An 18641-nucleotide genomic window follows, 5' to 3' on the forward strand; every position below is an offset into this window, starting at 1 on the left:
CAACGGTTAGTAAGCCGCCCGGTAGATTTTCTCGATATCCGCCGCACTTAGCTTGCGCGGATTGTTGCGCATCAAGCGCTCAATACCCGCCGCTTCCGTGGCCATGGCAGGGATCGCGTCCTCGGGAACGCCGAAGCTGCGCAGGCCTGCCGGGATCTCCACTGCAGCACACAGTCGCGTCATCGCCTCGACGGCCTGGTCGGCGGCATCGTTAACGCTTAAACCGCTGACATTCACGCCCATGGCCTGGGCAATGTCCTGCATGCGCTCCACACAGGCCAACTTGTTCCAGTGCATCACGTAGGGCAGCAACAGCGCATTGCTCACGCCGTGGGCGATATTGAAACGCCCGCCCAGCGGGTATGCCAAGGCATGCACCGCACCCACGCCGGCATTGCCGAACGCCATGCCGGCCATCAGGCTGGCGGTGGCCATGTCGTCGCGGGCCTGCAGGTTGGCCGGGTTGGCGTAGGCCTTGGGCAACGCCTTGGCAATCAGCTTGATCGCGCCGATCGCCAGGGCATCGGTGATCGGCGAGGCATTCAATGACAAGTAGGACTCGATGGCATGCACCAGCGCATCCACGCCACTGGCGGCGGTGACGCTGCGCGGGCACGTGAGGGTCATTTGCGGGCTGATCAGCGCGACGTCCGGCAGCAGGTAATCGCTGACGATGCCTTTTTTAAGCTGAGCGGCCTTGTCGGAGAGGATCGCCACATTGGTCACCTCCGAACCGGTGCCGGCCGTGGTCGGGATAGCGATCAACGGCGGGCCTTTGCGCGGCACCTGGTCGACGCCGAACAAGTCCGCCAGCGCGCCGTGGTAACCGGCATAGGCGGCGACGCTCTTGGCAATATCGATGGCACTGCCGCCACCTACGCCGATCAGGCCGTCATGCCCGCCTTCGCGGTACACGCGCATGCAGTCTTCGACGATGGCGATTTCGGGGTCGGGCAGCACGCGGTCGAAGATTTCATAGGGGCGTTCACCCAAGTGTTCCAGTGCCAGCGCGACGGTGCCGGATTTGACCAGCGCCGCGTCGGTGACGATCAGCGGGTTATCCACATCCAGGCGTGTGAGCTCAAAGGCGAGCTGTTCGATGGCGCCAGCGCCGGTCAGCAATTTGTGGGCGATCTTGAATGAGGAGGTACTCATGTGCGCGGCCTCTTATTAATGATGGGCTGGCACAAGGATAGCTGGGTATTTGGGGTTGCCCAGCATTCAGGGCCTGAATGGCTATTCACTGAATGGACACAGATCCAGTGTGGGAGCGGGCTTGCTCGCGAAGACGGTGGGTCAGTCACTGAATAGGTACCTGAACCACCGCATTCGCGAGCAAGCCCGCTCCCACATTTTGATCTCCACCTGGCTTTAGACCTGGGCGGTGCGCAGCTTTTCGCTACGACCTCGTAGCCATTCAAGGGTCAGCAACAGCAGCACCGAAAAGGCAATCAACAAAGTCGCCGCCGCCGCAATGGTCGGGCTGAGGTTTTCACGGATGCCGCTGAACATCTGCCGCGGCAAGGTCGCCTGCTCGGGGCCAGCAAGAAACAGTGTCACCACCACTTCATCGAACGAGGTGGAAAAGGCAAACAGGGCCCCGGAAATAACTCCCGGCGCGATCAGCGGCAAGGTCACCCGCCGAAACGCGGTCAACGGCGAAGCGCCCAGGCTGGCCGCCGCGCGCACCAGGTTATGGTTGAAGCCCTGCAACGTCGCCGACACGGTGATGATCACAAACGGCACGCCCAACACCGCGTGCACCACGATCAGCGAAAAGAAGCTGTTGCCCAAGCCCAGCGGCGCGAAGAACAAATAGCTGGCCACGCCAATAATCACCACCGGCACCACCATCGGCGAAATCACCAACGCCATCACCAGTGCTTTGCCGGGGAAATTGCCGCGCGTCAGGCCTATCGCCGCCAAGGTGCCGAACACCATCGCCAGCACGGTGGCCGCCGGGGCGACAATGATGCTGTTCTTCAGCGCACGCATCCATTCGGCCGAGGCGAAAAAATCCTGATACCAGTGCAGCGAGAAGCCTTGCAGCGGGTACACCAGAAAACTGCCGCTGTTGAACGACAGCGGGATAATCACCAGCACCGGCAGGATCAGGAACAGCAGGATCAGGCCGCACAGGATCCGCAAGCTGTAGAACCACACCCGCTCCACCGGTGACATATAAGGGCTCAGCATCGCAAATTCTCCTCAGCTCAGGCGCAGGCGACTGGCGCCCACCAGCCGGTTGTAGATCAGGTACAGCACCACCGTCGCCAGCAGCAGCAAGCCGCCCAACGCCGTGGCCATGCCCCAGTTGATGCTGGTGTTGGTGTAGAACGCCACGAAGTAGCTGACCATTTGGTCATTCGGGCTGCCGAGCAGTGCCGGAGTGATGTAGTAACCAATCGCCAGGATGAACACCAGCAGGCAGCCAGCGCCAACACCGGCATAGGTTTGCGGGAGGTACACACGCCAGAAACTGGCGAACGGGTGGCAGCCCAGGGAAATCGCCGCACGCATATAGGTGGGCGAGATGCCTTTCATCACGCTGTAGATCGGCAAAATCATGAACGGCAACAGAATATGCACCATCGAGATGTAAACCCCGGTGCGGTTGAACACCAACTCCATGGGTTTATCGATCAGGCCCATGCCCATCAGGGCGCTGTTGATCAGCCCACCGGACTGCAGCAACACAATCCAGGCCGCCACTCGCACCAGAATCGAGGTCCAGAACGGCAGCAACACCAGAATCATCAGCAGGTTGCTTTTGCGTGCCGGCAGGTTGGCCAGCAGGTAGGCGAGTGGATAGGCCAGCAGCAGGCAGATGAAGGTAATCACCAGGCCCATCCAGAACGTGCGGGCGAAGATGTCCAGGTAGATCGCCTGATCGGGCGTGGCCGGGGCCACTTCGCCAAGGTCATCGATGCGGTGATCGACCGCCGCCAGCAAGTAATAAGGCGTGAGGGTGCTGGTGTTGCGCCGGATCGCCTGCCAGTACGCCGGGTCGCCCCAGCGTTCGTCGAGGCTTTCCAACGCTTCTTTATAAGAGGCAGGCGCGTCGGTAAACGGCAGCGCCCGCGCGGTTTTAGTCAGCAGGCTGCGGTAGCCGGCCAGTTCCATGTTCAAGCGTTTGGACAAGTCGCCCAGCGTCTGTTTTTTGCGGGCTTCGCCCAGGTCCTCGCTGAGCGCCCGGTACACCGGCTCAGCCGGCAGGCCACGGCCATCCCAGGTCTTGACCGCCACCACGGTGCGCGGCAAGCCGCCGACCACTTCAGGGTTGCCAACGCTTTTGTAGAGCAGCGCAATAATCGGCACCAGAAACACCAGCAGCAAAAACAGCACCAGCGGGGCAATCAGGGCCTGGGCCTTCCAGCGGTTGAGCCGCTCGGCACGCGCCAGGCGCTGCTTGAGGGTGGGGCTGGGAATGGCGGTAACCATGGCAAACTCCGGAACTTGAAAATGAATGCGCTCTGCCCAACACAGCAAATCCCACAGGGGAGCGGGCTTGTGTGGGAGCGGGCTTGCTCGCGAATGCGGTGTGACAGTCAATACATTAGGAGACTGATCCACCGCATTCGCGAGCAAGCCCGCTCCCACACTTACCGGTTCGCACAAGGATTGAGCGGTGTTGCTGGTTACTTGGCCGCCCAGGAATTGAAGCGCTGCTCCAACTGCTCGCCGTTATCCGCCCAGAAGCTCACGTCGATCTGCACCTGGTTGGCGATGTTCTCCGGCGTGGTCGGCATGTCCTTCAGCACATCCTTGGCCAGCAATGGCACAGCCTGGGTATTGGCCGGGCCGTAGGCGATGTTTTCCGAGTAGGTCTTCTGCTGCTGTGGCTGCACCGAGAAGGCGATGAATTTCTTCGCCGCTTCGGCGCGGTCCTTGGCCAGGCCCTTTGGAATGGCCCAGGCATCAAAGTCGTAGATGCCGCCGTTCCACACCACTTTCAGGTTGCTTTCTTTTTGCACGGCAGCGATGCGGCCGTTGTAAGCCGAGCTCATCACTACGTCACCCGAGGCCAGGTACTGCGGCGGTTGTGCACCGGCTTCCCACCATTGGATCGACGGTTTGAGTTCATCCAACTTCCTGAACGCACGGTCCTGGCCGTCTTTACCGGCCAGCACTTTGTACACGTCCTTCGGCGCCACGCCATCAGCCATCAAGGCGAATTCCAGGGTGTACTTGGCGCCCTTGCGCAGGCCACGCTTGCCCGGGAATTTCTTGGTGTCCCAGAAATCTGCCCAACTGGTCGGTGCAGTGGTCAGCTTGTCGGCGTTGTACGCCAGCACGGTCGACCACACAAAGAAGCCCACGCCGCACGGCTGAATCGCGCCCTTCACGTAGTCGGCGCTGTTGCCGAACAGTTTCGGGTCCAACGGTTCGAACATGTCTTCGTCGCAGCCACGGGACAGTTCCGGCGACTCCACTTCCACCAGGTCCCAGGACACGCTTTTGGTGTCGACCATAGCTTTGACCTTGGCCATTTCACCGTTGTACTCACCGGCGACGATCTTGCCGTTGCCCGCGCTTTCCCACGGTGCATAGAAGGCTTTGACCTGGGCCGCCTTGTTCGCGCCACCGAAGGACACGACCGTCAGGTCCGGGCCTGCCATGGCCTGTGTCGCGCCCATCAAGCCGATGGCCAGGGCGGAATACTTAAGGGATCTCAACATTGTTGTTCTCTCCACGTGCAGGGTTGGTGAAGCCAGGGGGCGATCAATTCGCCTCTAGAAGTGGGTCGAGTGCGCGAACGTGCTCGACTTGCCAGCCAATCGGTACTACGTCGCCGACCGCCAGGGCTGGGTCCAGCTCGGCAATCGGTTGTTTCACAAAAAAATCGGCCTTGCCGCAGACTTCCAGGCGCACGCGCACGTGGTCGCCCAGGTAGATAAATTCGGCCACGCGCCCGGAGAAACGGTTCACACACGATTCGCTGGAGTCATTGAGGCTGACGCGCTCCGGGCGCACCGACAGGGTCACCGGGCCGCCGAGCTGGCCGACATTCACTGCCAGCGCCTCGACCTTTTCGCCGCGCGCCAGCTCCACCACACAGCGTTCGCCGGTGTGGCTGTGCAGGCGACCATTGAGGCGGTTGTTCTCGCCAATGAAGTTGGCGACGAAGGTATTTTTCGGTTCTTCGTACAAGGTGCGCGGCGCGGCGATCTGCTGGATCTCGCCCTGATGGAACACCGCCACGCGGTCGGACATGGTCAACGCTTCGCCTTGATCGTGGGTCACGTACACCACGGTCACGCCGAGGCGCTGGTGCAGGTGCTTGATCTCCATTTGCATGTGTTCACGCAGTTGTTTGTCGAGGGCGCCGAGGGGTTCGTCCATCAGCACCAGTTGCGGTTCGAACACCAGCGCGCGGGCCAGGGCCACCCGCTGTTGCTGGCCGCCAGACAGTTGCGCCGGGTAGCGCTGGGCGAAGGCATCGAGCTGGACCATGCTCAGCACGCGTTTGACCCGCTCGCTGATATCGGTCTTGCTCAAGCCACGTACCGACAGCGGGAACGCCAGGTTCTCGGCCACGGTCATGTGCGGGAACAGCGCGTAGTTCTGAAACACCATGCCGATGTCGCGCTTGTGCGGCGGCACGTTGTTGATGGAACGCCCGGCCAGCAGGATCTCGCCGGCAGTCGGCGTCTCGAAACCGGCGAGCATCATCAGGCTGGTGGTCTTGCCCGAACCGGACGGCCCGAGCAGGGTGAGGAACTCGCCCTTGCGAATCTCCAGGTTGAGGTCTTTGACGATCAGGTTCTCGCCGTCGTAGCTCTTCTGCACGCCACGAAAGCTGACCAGCACATCATTTGAATCCACCTCGCTCATACCCGCACCTTTGTATTTTGGACTGCTGTGGCACAAGCGTAGTCCAGGCGCGAGGCCCCGGAAATCGGGGGCCAGGAGAGAATCGCATCAGCCGGATGGAAGGTTCGGGGTAGGGATTGCCCTACACGGATGGCGGGGATGGGACAGGACTGCTACGCGTGACGAGCCGCAAGCAGCAAGAATGGGCGTGGCGGTATTTTTGCGGTGTCGTTATTGGGCATGCCGCCTGCCTCTGATCGTTCCCACGCTCCGCGTGAGAATGCAGCCTGGGACGCTCTGCGTCCCAAAGCGTGACGCAGAGCGTCACAAGAGGCGTTACCACGCGGAGCGTGGGAACGATCAATGGGGTTACAAGAGTTTATGTTCCATGGCGTACTTCACCAACTCAGCCAATGACGTGATATTGAGCTTTTGCATCAACCGCGCCTTGTGGGTGCTGATGGTCTTGCTGCTCAGCGCCAGTTGCTGGGCGATGTCATTGACGTTGGCACCCTGGGCCAAACGCTCGAACACCGAGAACTCGCGCTCCGACAGCAACGAATGCAGCGGCCGCGCATCGGTAAGGCCGACTTCAAAGACCATGCGGTCGGCCAAGTCCGGGTCGATATAACGCCCGCCCGCCGCGACCTTGCGAATCGCCGTCAACAACAGCGCCGGGTCACTGTCCTTGGTGGCATACCCCGCCGCGCCGACCTTAAGGGCACGGGCGGCCATTTGCGCCTCATCGTGCATCGACAACACCAGGATCGCCGGCGGATGGCTCAGTGCACGGATACGCGCAATGGCTTCCAGGCCGTTCACGCCGGGCATCGAGATATCCAGCAACACCACCTCGCACTGCACATGGCGCAAGGTCTCGAGCAACTGCTCGCCATTGCTGGCCTCACCGACCACCAGCAGGTCTTTGGCCAGGCCGATCAATTGCTTGATGCCTTCACGAACAATGGTGTGGTCTTCGGCTACCAATACGCGAATCACAGGGGCTTCCTCTTAGGGTTATGCATCCAACGGCACCGTGACACTCAAGGTGGTGCCCTCCCCCGGTTCGCTGTGCAGGCTCAATTGCCCGCCCATCATCAGCACCCGCTCGCGCATGCCGACGACGCCAAAGGACACCGGGCGGCCCTGGGTCTCGACGAAACCGATGCCATCATCGCTGATGGTCAGCCGCAGGTCGGCGCCCTCCACGCTCAAGGTCAGCTCGACAGTATGCGCCTGGGCGTGGCGCATCACATTGGTCAGCGCCTCCTGCAGGATACGGAACAGGCCAATGGCCTTGGCATCGCTGAGGGCCGGCAGGTTATCCGGGACTTGGACCAGGCAAGGGATTTGTGTGCGGGCTTCAAAGCGGCGGGCCTGCCACTCGATGGCCGAGGCAATGCCGGCGTCGAGAATCGGCGGGCGCAGCGCGGTGGCCACATCCCGGACAAGCTGGAACAACTGGGCAATCAGGCGTTTCATGCTGTGCAAGCGCTCGTTCAGGCCCGGGTCCAGTTGCGCGTAGGCCAACTCGCACATCGAGGTTTCCAGCTTGAGCACCGTGAGCATCTGCCCAAGCTCATCGTGCACTTCACGGGCGATACGCGCCTTTTCTTCTTCGCGCACGGTTTCCAGGTGGGCCGAGAGTTCGCGCAATTGTGTTTCGCTTTGCAGTAAGGCGGCCACGTAACGACGGCGCTCGGTAACGTCGTTGAGATAAACCACCAAGTATTCGCCGTCGGCAAAACGCAGAAAGCTCAACGACACATCGGCCGGCAGGATGCTGCCGTCGGCGCGTACGCAATCAGCGGCGAAGGTTTGCGGGCCTTCTTCGCTGGCACGCGCGCGTTTCCAAAGGTTGAGCCAGCGGTCCATGTTCAAGGTCGGGTCGAAATCGATCAGCGGCCGCTCGATCAACGCGCCCGCGCCGTAGCCCAGCATGGTCTCGGCGGCATGGTTGGCGTAACGCACATGGCTGTCCCAATTGACCCACAGGATGCCGACCGTGCTTTGATCGATGGAGAACTGCGTCAACCGCAAGGCCTCGGCACCGGCGGCGCGCGCGGCGCTTTCTTCGCGGGCGGCCAGCAAACTGTGCTCCAGCACACGCTGGTGACGACGCTGCCAAAACACCACCGCGAGGCTGGCGAGCAAGAACATCGCCAGGAGCAGGCTGAGGTTTTGCCACAGCCCCGGCGATTCGGTCAGCCGCGGGTATTTGGGTTGCAGCCAGCGGCTGTGCAGTTGGTCAAGGTCGCGGGCAGGTATCGCGCGCAAAGCGCTTTGCATGATGCTCGCCAGTTCTGGCCACTCACGACGGGTGGCCACGCGCAGCAGTTGCGGCAGGCCGATATCGCCGACCACCGCCAGCCCGGCAAACTCCGCCTCACCGGACAACCGGCTCAACTGCGCCTCATCGACCACGGCATAACGCGCCTGCTGGCTCACCAACAATTGCAGCGCCTGGCGCTCCATGGGCACGCCTTGCAGGTTGAGGTTGGGATAATTGCTGCGCAGGTAATCGGCGACCGCGCTGGGCATGCGCACGGCCACGCGGGACAACTCGTCGAGTTTCTCCAGCTCCACCGCGCCACCGCCGTCGCGGAAACCCACAATATGCTGGGGCACGCGCATATAAGGGTCGCTGAATAACCACAGGCGCAAGCCGGCCGGGGTTTGCTGCAGACCGGGAGCAATATCCACCGCGCCGTCGCGCACAGCGGCTTCCAGTTGCTCCTGGTTGGGAAAGTTGCGCCAGGTCAGTTCGATATTCAGCGCCTTGGCCAGCCACTGCATCAACTCGACATTGGCCCCGGACAAGCGCTGCAGGCGCCGATCGTATTGCGCGTACGGCGCCTGCAATACCAGGCCCACGCGCAATTCCGAATGCTCGGCCAGCCATTCACGCTGCTGCGCATTGAGCTGCGCCTGGGGTGCGACAGGCGCAGGCGCGGCATTCGCCATCAAGGCAAAGCACAAACCGCCGATAACCAGCAGACAGCGAAAACCCATGATCCACGTCTCACATCACTGACAAACACTGACCAACCCATTAGGCTGCTGGAATCACTTCTGGCCGGGAATTAACGATGCCCTTTATCCACCGTTCGGCACTGCCAGCATTGTGCCTGTCGCTGCTATTTACCAGCGCCTTTTCTGTTCAAGCCGCCGACGCCCCTGCACCCGCCGCCGAAAAACCGGTTGAACGCCAACCCCTGCCCGAGCGCAGCCAGGAAGAAGCCAGCGCCCTGGAGCGCCAGGTTCCGCAACAGGAACAGCAACAATTGCAGGCCGGCAGCGATTCATTCCTGGCCTTGTGGAAACCGGCCAACAGCGCCGAGCCCGAAGGCGTGGTGATTATCGTGCCGGGCGCCGGTGAAAGTGCTGACTGGCCGCAAGCAATCGCACCGTTGCGGCGCAAATTGCCCGATGCCAACTGGGGCACGCTGAGCCTGTCGCTGCCGGACGTGAACGTCGACACCTTGCCGCCGCGCGTCATGGAATCGCCCAAGGCTGCCGTCGACACCAGCAGTAAAGACGGCAGCACCGCCGCCAAACCTATCGAACAGGCCGCGAGCGCCGAAGCCGAGGGCACCGACCCGGCGGTAGTGCCGGGCGCCGATGAACAGGACAAGACCGACGCCAAGCGCATCTTCGACCGGATCGACGCCGCCGTCGCCTTTGCCCAGACCCAGAGCGCACGCAGTGTGGTGCTGCTCGGCCATGGCACGGGCGCCTGGTGGGCCGCGCGCTACCTGAGCGAGAAACAACCGTCCCAGGTGCAGAAGTTGGTCATGGTAGCCGGCAAGACGCCAGCGGCCCGGCAGCCGGACCTGCAACAACTGGCGCCCGCGCTGAAAGTGCCGACGGCGGATGTTTTCTACCAAGACGCCGCCCTGGAGCGCAAAAACGCACTGGCGCGCGCCCAGGCCGCCAAGCGTGGCAAGAATGAAGGTTATAAGCAGGTGTCTCTCAAGACCTTGCCCGGCAACAGTGCTGCCGAGCAGGAGCAATTGTATCGGCGGATTCGCGGGTGGTTGAGTCCGCAGACTGCTGCTGAGTAACCTTGATCTGATAACCCAATCAACTGTGGGAGCTGGCTTGCCTGCGATAGCGGGCTGTCAGTGACAACTGTTTAGCTGACACACCGCTATCGCAGGCAAGCCAGCTCCCACACGAATGGAGTTGGCAACTCAGGATTTGTGCTGGCTAGCGAAAATCCCGGCGCTCGCGAATCAACGCGTAGGCGTTATGCAACTCGCGGGTTCGCTCGGTCGCCTCGCGCACCTGTGCGGGGCTGGCACCCGTGCCGGCAATCTTGTCCGGGTGGTGGCGGCTGAGCAGGCGGCGATAGGCACGCTTGATAACTGTCGGCTCGCTGGTCGACGTCACCCCCAGGATTCGCATTGCGTCCTGATAGGCACCCGCACGATTAGCCAATGGTTTGCGCTCCTGCACGTAGTCGGCAGCCAACGCCTGAAGCTGTTGCGGCGTCCAGCCCAGCCACTTGCCCCACGACTCGATCAAGTCGCGCTCGGCGTTATCCGCCTTGCCGTCCGCCCAGGCCATGCGCCAACAGGCGCGCAACACACCTTCCGCCGCATGGGGTTGAGCCTTGAGCACCCGCAGATAAGTACGCACCCGGTCGGAACCGGATTTACCGCGATTGAACGCGATAATTGCCCGGCGCTGGGCGGACTCGGTCATATCCAGCGAGCGCATTTCCTGGCGTGCCTGCTGGATATGCCCGTCCACGACCCGGCCATTACTCTTGGCCAGGCGCCCCAACAGCACGAACAGCAATTCGTCGTTGCGCAGCGCCGGGCGCCCGCCCAAGCGCTCGCGCAATTGCGCCCAGCTTTGCAATTGAAGGCGGCGATCCAGTGCCTGCCCCAGCAATGCGCCCAACAAGGCCCCCGGAATACTGGCAATGGCAAAGCCAGCCCCGGCACCAATCAGTGTCCCTGGCCACAACATCTTAGTGCCCCGCAGTCAGCAAGGTTTCAACCCGCGCCAGACGCTCCAGCGTGCCGACATCAATCCAGCGTCCCGTCATGTGCTCTCCCGTTACCAGACCTTTGGCCATGGCCTCCCGCAACAGCGGCGCCAGTTTGAAGGCACCGGCGCTGCAACCCGCGAACAGCTGGGGGTCGAGCACTGAAATGCCACTGAAGGTCAGGTTATCGGCACCGGGCGCGGCATCATGAAGCAAGCCGTCGCTCAAGTAGAAGTCGCCGCCTGTAGGCGCGTGGTCAGGCATGTCGACCATGACCAAGTGAGCAAGCCCTTGCAGCGGCTTGTGACGCAGGCTGGCAAAGTCAAAGTCCGTCCAGATGTCGCCATTAACCAGCAGGAAGGGTTCGTCGCCCAGCAACGGCAGCGCCTTGAAAATCCCGCCACCGGTTTCCAGCGGCTCGCCTTCGGCCGAATACTGGATGCGCAGGCCAAACTGCGCGCCGTCGCCCAGGTAGCTTTCGATCTGCTGGCCGAGCCAGGCATGGTTGATCACGATCTCGCTGAAGCCGGCCTTTGCCAGCGCTTCAAGGTGATACTCGATCAGCCGCTTGCCGCCCGCCTGCACCAGCGGCTTGGGCGTGTGCAGCGTGAGCGGGCGCATCCGCTCGCCCTTGCCGGCCGCCAGGATCATGGCCTTCATACGCCAGCCTCGACCGGTTGGCGCAGGCTGGCAAGCAGTTCGCCCAGCTCAGCCAGCTCAGGGCGGTCTGCCAGTACCGCCTCTATATAAGCAAAGAAGCGCGGCACGTCGGCCAGGTAGCGTGGCTTGCCGTCGCGATGGCAGATGCGCGCAAAAATGCCGATTACCTTGAGGTGACGCTGCACGCCCATCAGGTCGCTCGCGCGCTGGAACTCTGCAAAATCGGCCTGCACCGGAATACCCAGCTGCCCGGCACGCTCCCAGTAGCCGCGCTGCCATTCCCGCACGCGCGCCTTGGGCCAGCTGAGGAATGCATCCTTGAACAGGCAAGTGATGTCGTAGGTGACGGGGCCGTAGACCGCATCCTGGAAGTCCAGCACGCCCGGGTTCGGTTCGCTGATCATCAGGTTGCGCGGCATATAGTCGCGATGCACCAGCACTTTGGGCTGGGCCAGGGCGCTGTCGATCAAGTGATCGCTGACGCGCTGCCACAAGGCTTGCTGCTGTGCATCAAACTCGATACCCAAATGCCGGCGAACGTACCATTCCGGAAACAGTTCCAGCTCACGGCGCAACAAGGCGACGTCGTAGCTGGGCAGCGGCGTGTCCATCGGCAATTGCTGAAAAGCCAGCAGCGCGTCGATGGCATCGGCAAACAATTGATCGGCGTTTTGCTCGTCAATCACGTCCAGATAGGTTTTTCTGCCCAGGTCATTGAGCAAAAGAAAGCCGCGCGGCAAATCTTCTGCATAAATTTTTGGCACATTTATTCCTGATTTCGCGAGTAAATCAGCGATATCGACGAAAGGTTTGCAGTTTTCCTGGGGGGGTGGCGCGTCCATTACGACGAAACTTCGGCCACCGCCTTCCCACCGAAAGTAACGCCTGAAACTCGCGTCGCTGCTGGCTGCGGTCAATGTGGCCGGTGGTACGGCACCCCAGTCCTGAGCGTTGAAAAGGATCGGCAACTGCTCATCCAGCCAGACTTTCAGCTGTTGTAAACGTAGATCTTGCTCGGGCATTACAAGGGTCTCCGACGGCGCTAGCCGTCAAGCGGGTCATGCTTTATTATCACGCATCTTTTTCAGACCATCGAGAGGCGTGCGGCCCAAACCGCGGGCAGATGGCACGCAGGAAGCCCGGACTAATAAGATGGCATTGAAATCCCCCGCGTTTCGTAGAAAATTTCCGTTGCTGGTAACCGGCAGTCTGCTGGCCATGCAACCTTTCGCCACCTCATTCGTGGTCGCCGCGGAACAGTATGACTGCTCAGTCTCTGCTTCGGGTGCCTGGGATTGCGCGCCAAAAACCGCCGCAGCCCCGTTGCCACCACGCCCGGTGCATGACGGCGCAGCCGTCAGCTCGGCCAACAGCACGGCGCAAGCCGAGGCTGGCGGCAGCGCCGAGGCCGAGCCGAAAACCGCGCTGGTCACCGACGCCAAGGGCCGAGGCCTGCGTTCGCGCAGCGCCGACTACAGCCACTTGGACTGGGTGCCTCGCGAGAAGCTGACCGCAGCCCAGTTGGCTGAGACCGGTCCTTATTGCTCGGGTTCGTACATCGAACCGATGCGTCCTGGCATGAACGACAAGACGAACAAGAGCGATGCGCCGACCTTCATCGGTGCCAAGGCCTCTCGTTACGAGCAGGAACAGCAAATCGCAACCCTGGCCGGTGACGTCGTCATGCGCCAGGGCAGCATGCAGCTGGAATCCCAGGAAGCCAGCCTGTATCAGGCCGAAAACCGTGGCGAGCTGAACGGCAACGTCCGTCTGCGCGACAACGGCGCCCTGATCGTCGGTGACCATGCCGAGGTCCAGCTCGATACTGGCGCCGCCCAGATCGACAACGCCGAATACGTGCTGCACAAGTCGCGTATCCGCGGTAACGCGCTGTACGCCAAGCGTGCCGAGAACGCGATCATCCGTCTCAAGGACGGTACGTACACCACCTGCGAGCCGGACAGCAACGCCTGGCAGCTCAAGGGCAACAACATCACGTTGAACCCGGCCACCGGTTTCGGTACGGCGACCAACGCGACGTTGCGGATCAAGAACATTCCGATCCTCTACACCCCGTACATCTATTTCCCGATCGACGACCGTCGTCAGTCCGGCTTCCTGCCGCCGAGCTTCAGCACCGGCAGCGAAACCGGCTTCACGCTGGTAACGCCGTACTACTTCAACCTGGCACCGAACTACGACGCCACGTTGTACCCGCAGTACATGACCAAGCGCGGTTTGTTGATGGAAGGCGAATTCCGCTACCTCACCAAGTCCAGCGAAGGCCAGTTCGGCGGCGCGTACCTGAACGACGACAGCAACGAGCGGGAAAAACAGACCGACTACGAAAAAACTCGCTACATGCTCAACTGGCAGCATAAGGGCGGGCTGGATTCGCGTCTGTCGACCCAGGTCGACTACACCAAGATCAGCGATCCTTACTACTTCCAGGACCTGAAGTCCTACCAGGAAGGCATTCAGACCCAGGACTTCGTCAACCAGCAGGGCTCCGTGACCTATCGCGGCGACTCCTACCAGGCGCGCCTGAACCTTCAGGCTTACCAACTGGCGACGATTTCCCAGATCACCCCGTATAACCGGCTACCGCAGATCACCTTCAACGGGATGCTGCCGTACCATCCGGGTGGCGTGAACTTCACCTATGAAACAGAAGCTGTGCGCTTTGATCGGGACCTGGAAAATGGCACGTTCACCGATGAGAACGGCCTTGTGTCGCCGCGGTTGGACACCTACGTTACCGGCTTGACCCGTGCAAACGGTACTCGCCTGAACGTCGCGCCTGCCGTCGAATACCCGATGAACTGGACCTACGGTTTTATTACGCCGAAGCTCAAGTACGTTTACACCAAGTACGATCTTGACCTTGATACCAAGGGCAAGAACGACATCATCGCGCAACAGGCGGCAGCAGTCGCAGCGGGCACTCAATACGCCGGTGGCGATTTCAAGAGTTCTCAAGACCGCGCAGTCCCAATCGCCAGCGTAGACAGCGGCCTGTACTTCGACCGCAATACCAACTGGTTCGGTAAAGACTATCGCCAAACCTTGGAACCGCGCGCCTTCTACCTCTATGTCCCGAACAAGGACCAGAGTGATATTCCGGTATTCGACACCAGTGAATACTCGTTCAGCTACGCTTCGCTGTTCCGTGACAACCGCTTCAGCGGCAACGACCGGATCGGCGACGAGAACAAGCTCTCGCTGGGCTTGACCAGTCGCTGGATCGAAGAAAACGGCTTTGAGCGTCAGCGCGTTGCTATCGGCCAGGCGGTGTACTTCAAGGATCGCCAGGTTCAACTGCCGGGCATCCTCGCGTCCGACCGTGCCGATGCACAGTCTGATGTGTCGCCTGTCGCCCTGGACTACGAGTTCCGTTTCAACCGCGACTGGCGTGCCACTGCCGATTACAACTGGGACACCGAGGAACACAGTCCTCGTTCCGGCAGCGCCATGCTGCACTACCAGCCGGAAGACAACCCGAACAAGATCATCAACGTCGGCTACCGCTATCGTAACGACCAGGTTGTCTACAACCAACTGACCGGCAAATGGCAGTTCGGTGGTGACTACGGTCAACCGGGCGATCCGAACTTCGTGAAGGATTACTACAAAATCCAGCAACACGACTTCTCGATGATGTGGCCGATCATTCCTCAATGGAACCTGATCACCCGCTGGCAGTATGACTATGCTCGCAACCGTACCCTGGAAGCCTTCGGTGGTTTCGAGTACGACAACTGCTGCTGGAAACTGCGCGTCATCAACCGTTACTGGGTTTCCAACGACGAATACAGCCAGATCGCCCCGCTTAACGAAAAGGGTGACCACGGGCTCTTCTTCCAGATCGTCCTCAAAGGACTCGGCGGCCTGACCGGCGCCAAGGTAGAGAGCTTCCTCGACAAAGGCATTGAAGGTTATCGTGAACGTGAAGACAAAGCTTTCTGATTGCTTGCGCCCACTAGTGCTGGGCGCGCTGTTCCTGGGGACCGCATCGGCACACGCTGCGGTTCAACAGCTGGACAAGGTAGTGGCCATCGTCGATAACGATGTGATCATGCAGAGCCAACTGGACCAACGGGTCAAGGAAGTTCAGCAGACCATCGCCAAGCGTGGCGGCGGCGTGCCGCCTACCAGCGTGCTGGACCCACAGGTCCTGGAACGCCTGATCGTCGAAAACCTGCAACTGCAGATCGGCGATCGTTCCGGCATCCGTATTTCGGACGAAGAACTGAACCAGGCCGTTGGCACCATCGCTCAACGTAACAACATGAGCATTGACCAGTTCCGCGCCGCCCTGGCCCACGACGGCCTGTCCTATGAGGACGCCCGTGACCAGATCCGCCGTGAAATGATCATCAGCCGTGTGCGTCAGCGCCGTGTGGCCGAACGGGTTCAGGTTTCCGAGCAGGAAGTGAAGAACTTCCTGGCTTCGGATTTGGGCAAGATGCAGCTTTCCGAAGAACTGCACTTGGCCAACATCCTGATTCCGACACCGGACAGCGCCAACGCCGAGCAGCTCAATGCAGCCGCCGCAAAAACCCAGGCCGTTTATGACCGCCTGAAAGCCGGTGCTGACTTTGCCCAGACAGCAATTGCCGTTTCCGGCAGTGACAACGCGTTGGACGGCGGTGACATGGGCTGGCGTAAAGCTGCTCAATTGCCACCTCCGTTTGACCGCGAGCTGAGCGCCATGCAGCCAGGTGAAATCACCCAGCCAGCACGCACGCCAGGCGGTTTCATCATCCTCAAGCTGCTGGAAAAACGTGGCGGCGAGACCTCGCTGAAAGACGAAGTGCATGTTCGTCACATCCTGGTCAAACCGAGCGAAATCCGTACCGAGGCGCAAACCAAGGAGCTGGCCCAGAAGATCTATGACCGCATCGAAGGCGGTGAAGACTTCGCAACCCTGGCCAAGAGCTTCTCGGAAGACCCGGGTTCGGCTCTCAACGGTGGCGACCTGAACTGGATCGACCCGAAAGCCTTGGTGCCTGAGTTCCAGCAAGTGATGGCCGATACGCCGCAAGGCGTGCTGTCCAAGCCGTTCAAGACGCAATATGGCTGGCATGTACTGGAAGTTCTTGGTCGCCGCGCGACTGACAACACCACTCAGGCCCGCGAGCAACAAGCACTGACCGTGTTGCGTAACCGCAAATACGATGAAGAGCTGCAAACCTGGTTGCGTCAGATCCGTGACGAAGCCTACGTAGAAAACAAGCTGCCAGGCGCCGAGCAAACAGGCACCGACCAGGCAGCACAGTGAAACCCCAGCGTTTCGCGGTAACACCCGGCGAGCCGGCCGGCATTGGTCCAGACCTGTGCCTGCTGCTCGCCTCGCAGCCTCAGCCACACCCCCTGATTGCCATTACCAGCCGCGACCTGCTCCTTGAGCGGGCCGCGCAGTTGGGTGTGGCCGTCAACCTGCTGGACGTGGCGCCGGGCAACTGGCCCGACCTGCCTGCACCGGCCGGCAGCCTGTATGTGTGGCACACCCCACTGGCGGCCAAGGTGGTTGCCGGGCAACTGAACAAAGCCAATGCGGCCTTTGTGCTGCAAACCTTGACCCGTGCGGGCCAGGGCTGCATCGACGGCGACTTCGCCGGCATGATTACCGCCCCGGTACACAAAGGTGTGATCAACGAATCCGGCATCGCCTTTTCCGGGCATACCGAATTCCTCGCCGAGCTGACCAATACCGCCCAAGTGGTGATGATGCTGGCCACGCGCGGCCTGCGGGTTGCCCTGGTGACCACGCACCTGCCGTTGCGCGATATCGCCGATGCCATTACCGCCGAGCGCGTGGAGCGCGTCACGCGCATCCTGCACAGCGACCTGCAACAGAAATTCGGCATTGCCCAACCGCGCATCCTGGTCTGCGGGCTTAACCCGCACGCCGGTGAAGGCGGCCATTTGGGCCATGAAGAAATCGACATCATTGAACCGACATTAGAGCGTCTGCGCCAAGAAGGCATGGACCTGCGTGGCCCACTGCCTGCGGACACTCTGTTTACCCCCAAGTATCTGGAGCACTGCGACGCAGTGCTGGCGATGTACCATGACCAGGGGCTGCCCGTGCTGAAATACAAAGGCTTCGGCGCCGCAGTCAACGTGACACTGGGCCTGCCGATCATCCGCACCTCCGTCGACCATGGCACTGCCCTGGACCTGGCGGGCAGCGGCAAGATCGATACCGGCAGCCTGCACGTGGCCCTGGAAACCGCCTATCAGATGGCCGAGACCCGTATATGACTGAGCATTACCAACACCGGGCGCGCAAGCGCTTCGGGCAAAACTTCCTGCACGACGCTGGCGTAATCGACCGTATCCTGCGCTCCATCCACGCCAAGCCCGAAGACCGCCTGCTGGAAATCGGCCCGGGCCAGGGCGCCTTGACCCAAGGCCTGCTGGCCAGTGGCGGGCAGCTTGATGTCGTTGAGCTGGACAAGGACCTGATCCCGATCCTCAACCAGCAGTTTGCCGACAAACCCAATTTCAACCTGCACCAGGGCGATGCGCTGAAGTTCGACTTCAACAGCCTCAATGCCGCGCCCAACAGCCTGCGGGTAGTCGGTAACCTGCCTTACAACATCTCCACGCCGCTGATTTTCCACCTGCTGAATAACGCAGGGATCATCCGCGACATGCACTTCATGCTGCAAAAAGAGGTGGTTGAGCGTTTGGCGGCAGGCCCTGGCGGTGGCGATTGGGGCCGCCTGTCGATCATGGTTCAGTACCATTGCCGCGTAGAGCACCTGTTCAACGTCGGCCCGGGCGCTTTCAACCCGCCGCCGAAGGTCGACTCGGCCATCGTGCGTCTGGTGCCTCACGCTGTGTTGCCGCACCCGGCCAAGGATCACAAGTTGCTCGAGCGCGTGGTGCGCGAAGCGTTCAACCAACGCCGCAAGACCCTGCGCAATACGCTCAAGGCGCTGCTGAGCAACGCTGAAATCGAAGCCGCCGGCGTCGATGGCAGCCTACGCCCCGAGCAACTGGACCTGGCCGCGTTTGTACGCCTGGCTGACCAGCTCGCCATCCAGCCTGCGCCAGCCGCGGACTGAAGCCTGCCAAGCATGGGCCAGACAGCATGTCTGGCCTAGTGCCCTGCTGATGGCCTAGACTGATCCGCATCTGCTGTCCTCCGCTTTTGCTTTTA

At 61.2% G+C, this 18641-nt stretch carries 15 protein-coding genes; 5 read left to right on the forward strand and 10 right to left on the reverse strand.

What is annotated here, in order from left to right:
- Positions 1 to 6: 6 nt before the first annotated feature.
- From ACA065_RS27805 to ACA065_RS27835, 7 genes are all read right to left on the reverse strand, one after another.
- Complete coding sequence (locus tag ACA065_RS27805; protein ID WP_497692341.1) at positions 7 to 1155, reverse strand: iron-containing alcohol dehydrogenase; 1149 nt, start codon at positions 1153 to 1155, stop codon at positions 7 to 9.
- Positions 1156 to 1371: 216 nt separating this feature from the next.
- Positions 1372 to 2196 (reverse strand): ABC transporter permease, encoded by an 825-nt coding sequence (locus ACA065_RS27810; RefSeq protein WP_028618151.1) that lies wholly within the window; start codon positions 2194 to 2196, stop codon positions 1372 to 1374.
- Between the two features lie 12 nt (positions 2197 to 2208).
- Positions 2209 to 3441 carry an ABC transporter permease gene (locus ACA065_RS27815; protein ID WP_497692342.1) on the reverse strand — a complete coding sequence of 411 codons (1233 nt, stop codon included), beginning with the start codon at positions 3439 to 3441 and terminating at the stop codon, positions 2209 to 2211.
- Positions 3442 to 3638: 197 nt separating this feature from the next.
- On the reverse strand, positions 3639 to 4679 hold the full coding sequence (locus tag ACA065_RS27820; RefSeq protein ID WP_497692343.1) for an ABC transporter substrate-binding protein: 1041 nt from the start codon (positions 4677 to 4679) through the stop codon (positions 3639 to 3641).
- Between the two features lie 43 nt (positions 4680 to 4722).
- A complete protein-coding gene (locus ACA065_RS27825; protein ID WP_497692344.1) occupies positions 4723 to 5835 on the reverse strand; it encodes an ABC transporter ATP-binding protein in 1113 nt (370 codons plus the stop codon).
- A 348-nt stretch (positions 5836 to 6183) separates the two neighbouring features.
- Positions 6184 to 6813 carry a response regulator gene (locus ACA065_RS27830; protein ID WP_497692345.1) on the reverse strand — a complete coding sequence of 210 codons (630 nt, stop codon included), beginning with the start codon at positions 6811 to 6813 and terminating at the stop codon, positions 6184 to 6186.
- 18 nt (positions 6814 to 6831) lie between these two features.
- The gene (locus ACA065_RS27835) at positions 6832 to 8826 is read right to left on the reverse strand and encodes a sensor histidine kinase (protein ID WP_497692346.1); all 1995 of its coding nucleotides are present in this window, start codon (positions 8824 to 8826) and stop codon (positions 6832 to 6834) included.
- Positions 8827 to 8903: 77 nt separating this feature from the next.
- Between ACA065_RS27835 and ACA065_RS27840 the strand changes: the two genes are divergently transcribed.
- Complete coding sequence (locus ACA065_RS27840) at positions 8904 to 9878, forward strand: alpha/beta hydrolase family protein (protein WP_497692347.1); 975 nt, start codon at positions 8904 to 8906, stop codon at positions 9876 to 9878.
- Positions 9879 to 10023: 145 nt separating this feature from the next.
- On the opposite strand, the gene ACA065_RS27845 is transcribed toward ACA065_RS27840, so the two are convergent.
- The 3 genes from ACA065_RS27845 to ACA065_RS27855 are packed head-to-tail and all read right to left on the reverse strand — an operon-like array spanning position 10024 to position 12492.
- Positions 10024 to 10791, reverse strand: coding sequence for a TerB family tellurite resistance protein (locus ACA065_RS27845; protein WP_497692348.1), 768 nt, complete (start codon positions 10789 to 10791; stop codon positions 10024 to 10026).
- Position 10792: 1 nt separating this feature from the next.
- Positions 10793 to 11470, reverse strand: a complete 678-nt coding sequence (gene murU / locus ACA065_RS27850; RefSeq protein ID WP_497692349.1) for an N-acetylmuramate alpha-1-phosphate uridylyltransferase MurU — start codon at positions 11468 to 11470, stop codon at positions 10793 to 10795.
- A complete protein-coding gene (locus ACA065_RS27855) occupies positions 11467 to 12492 on the reverse strand; it encodes an aminoglycoside phosphotransferase family protein (protein ID WP_497692350.1) in 1026 nt (341 codons plus the stop codon). The genes murU and ACA065_RS27855 overlap by 4 nt, the downstream gene beginning before the upstream one ends.
- A 130-nt stretch (positions 12493 to 12622) precedes the next feature.
- Between ACA065_RS27855 and ACA065_RS27860 the strand changes: the two genes are divergently transcribed.
- Genes ACA065_RS27860 through rsmA form a run of 4 tightly spaced genes read left to right on the forward strand, consistent with a single transcriptional unit; the run spans position 12623 to position 18546 of the window.
- Positions 12623 to 15436, forward strand: coding sequence for an LPS-assembly protein LptD (locus ACA065_RS27860; RefSeq protein WP_497692351.1), 2814 nt, complete (start codon positions 12623 to 12625; stop codon positions 15434 to 15436).
- Positions 15417 to 16751 (forward strand): peptidylprolyl isomerase, encoded by a 1335-nt coding sequence (locus ACA065_RS27865; RefSeq protein WP_497695427.1) that lies wholly within the window; start codon positions 15417 to 15419, stop codon positions 16749 to 16751. The genes ACA065_RS27860 and ACA065_RS27865 overlap by 20 nt, the downstream gene beginning before the upstream one ends.
- On the forward strand, positions 16748 to 17737 hold the full coding sequence (gene pdxA, locus ACA065_RS27870) for a 4-hydroxythreonine-4-phosphate dehydrogenase PdxA (RefSeq protein ID WP_497692352.1): 990 nt from the start codon (positions 16748 to 16750) through the stop codon (positions 17735 to 17737). Before ACA065_RS27865 ends, pdxA begins: the two co-directional genes overlap by 4 nt.
- Positions 17734 to 18546 carry a 16S rRNA (adenine(1518)-N(6)/adenine(1519)-N(6))-dimethyltransferase RsmA gene (gene rsmA / locus ACA065_RS27875; protein ID WP_017739504.1) on the forward strand — a complete coding sequence of 271 codons (813 nt, stop codon included), beginning with the start codon at positions 17734 to 17736 and terminating at the stop codon, positions 18544 to 18546. Before pdxA ends, rsmA begins: the two co-directional genes overlap by 4 nt.
- The last annotated feature ends 95 nt before the right edge of the window (positions 18547 to 18641 follow it).

The organism is Pseudomonas sp. LBUM1640 (genome assembly GCF_059716225.1).

Coding starts and splice junctions, on each gene's coding strand:
- ACA065_RS27810 (WP_028618151.1), bottom strand. CDS start 2,196: ATGCTGAGCCCTTATATGTCACCGGTGGAGCGGGTGTGGTTCTACAGC.
- rsmA (WP_017739504.1), top strand. CDS start 17,734: ATGACTGAGCATTACCAACACCGGGCGCGCAAGCGCTTCGGGCAAAAC.
- ACA065_RS27805 (WP_497692341.1), bottom strand. CDS start 1,155: ATGAGTACCTCCTCATTCAAGATCGCCCACAAATTGCTGACCGGCGCT.
- ACA065_RS27815 (WP_497692342.1), bottom strand. CDS start 3,441: ATGGTTACCGCCATTCCCAGCCCCACCCTCAAGCAGCGCCTGGCGCGT.
- ACA065_RS27855 (WP_497692350.1), bottom strand. CDS start 12,492: ATGCCCGAGCAAGATCTACGTTTACAACAGCTGAAAGTCTGGCTGGAT.
- ACA065_RS27820 (WP_497692343.1), bottom strand. CDS start 4,679: ATGTTGAGATCCCTTAAGTATTCCGCCCTGGCCATCGGCTTGATGGGC.
- ACA065_RS27840 (WP_497692347.1), top strand. CDS start 8,904: ATGCCCTTTATCCACCGTTCGGCACTGCCAGCATTGTGCCTGTCGCTG.
- ACA065_RS27860 (WP_497692351.1), top strand. CDS start 12,623: ATGGCATTGAAATCCCCCGCGTTTCGTAGAAAATTTCCGTTGCTGGTA.
- ACA065_RS27845 (WP_497692348.1), bottom strand. CDS start 10,791: ATGTTGTGGCCAGGGACACTGATTGGTGCCGGGGCTGGCTTTGCCATT.
- murU (WP_497692349.1), bottom strand. CDS start 11,470: ATGAAGGCCATGATCCTGGCGGCCGGCAAGGGCGAGCGGATGCGCCCG.
- ACA065_RS27825 (WP_497692344.1), bottom strand. CDS start 5,835: ATGAGCGAGGTGGATTCAAATGATGTGCTGGTCAGCTTTCGTGGCGTG.
- ACA065_RS27835 (WP_497692346.1), bottom strand. CDS start 8,826: ATGGGTTTTCGCTGTCTGCTGGTTATCGGCGGTTTGTGCTTTGCCTTG.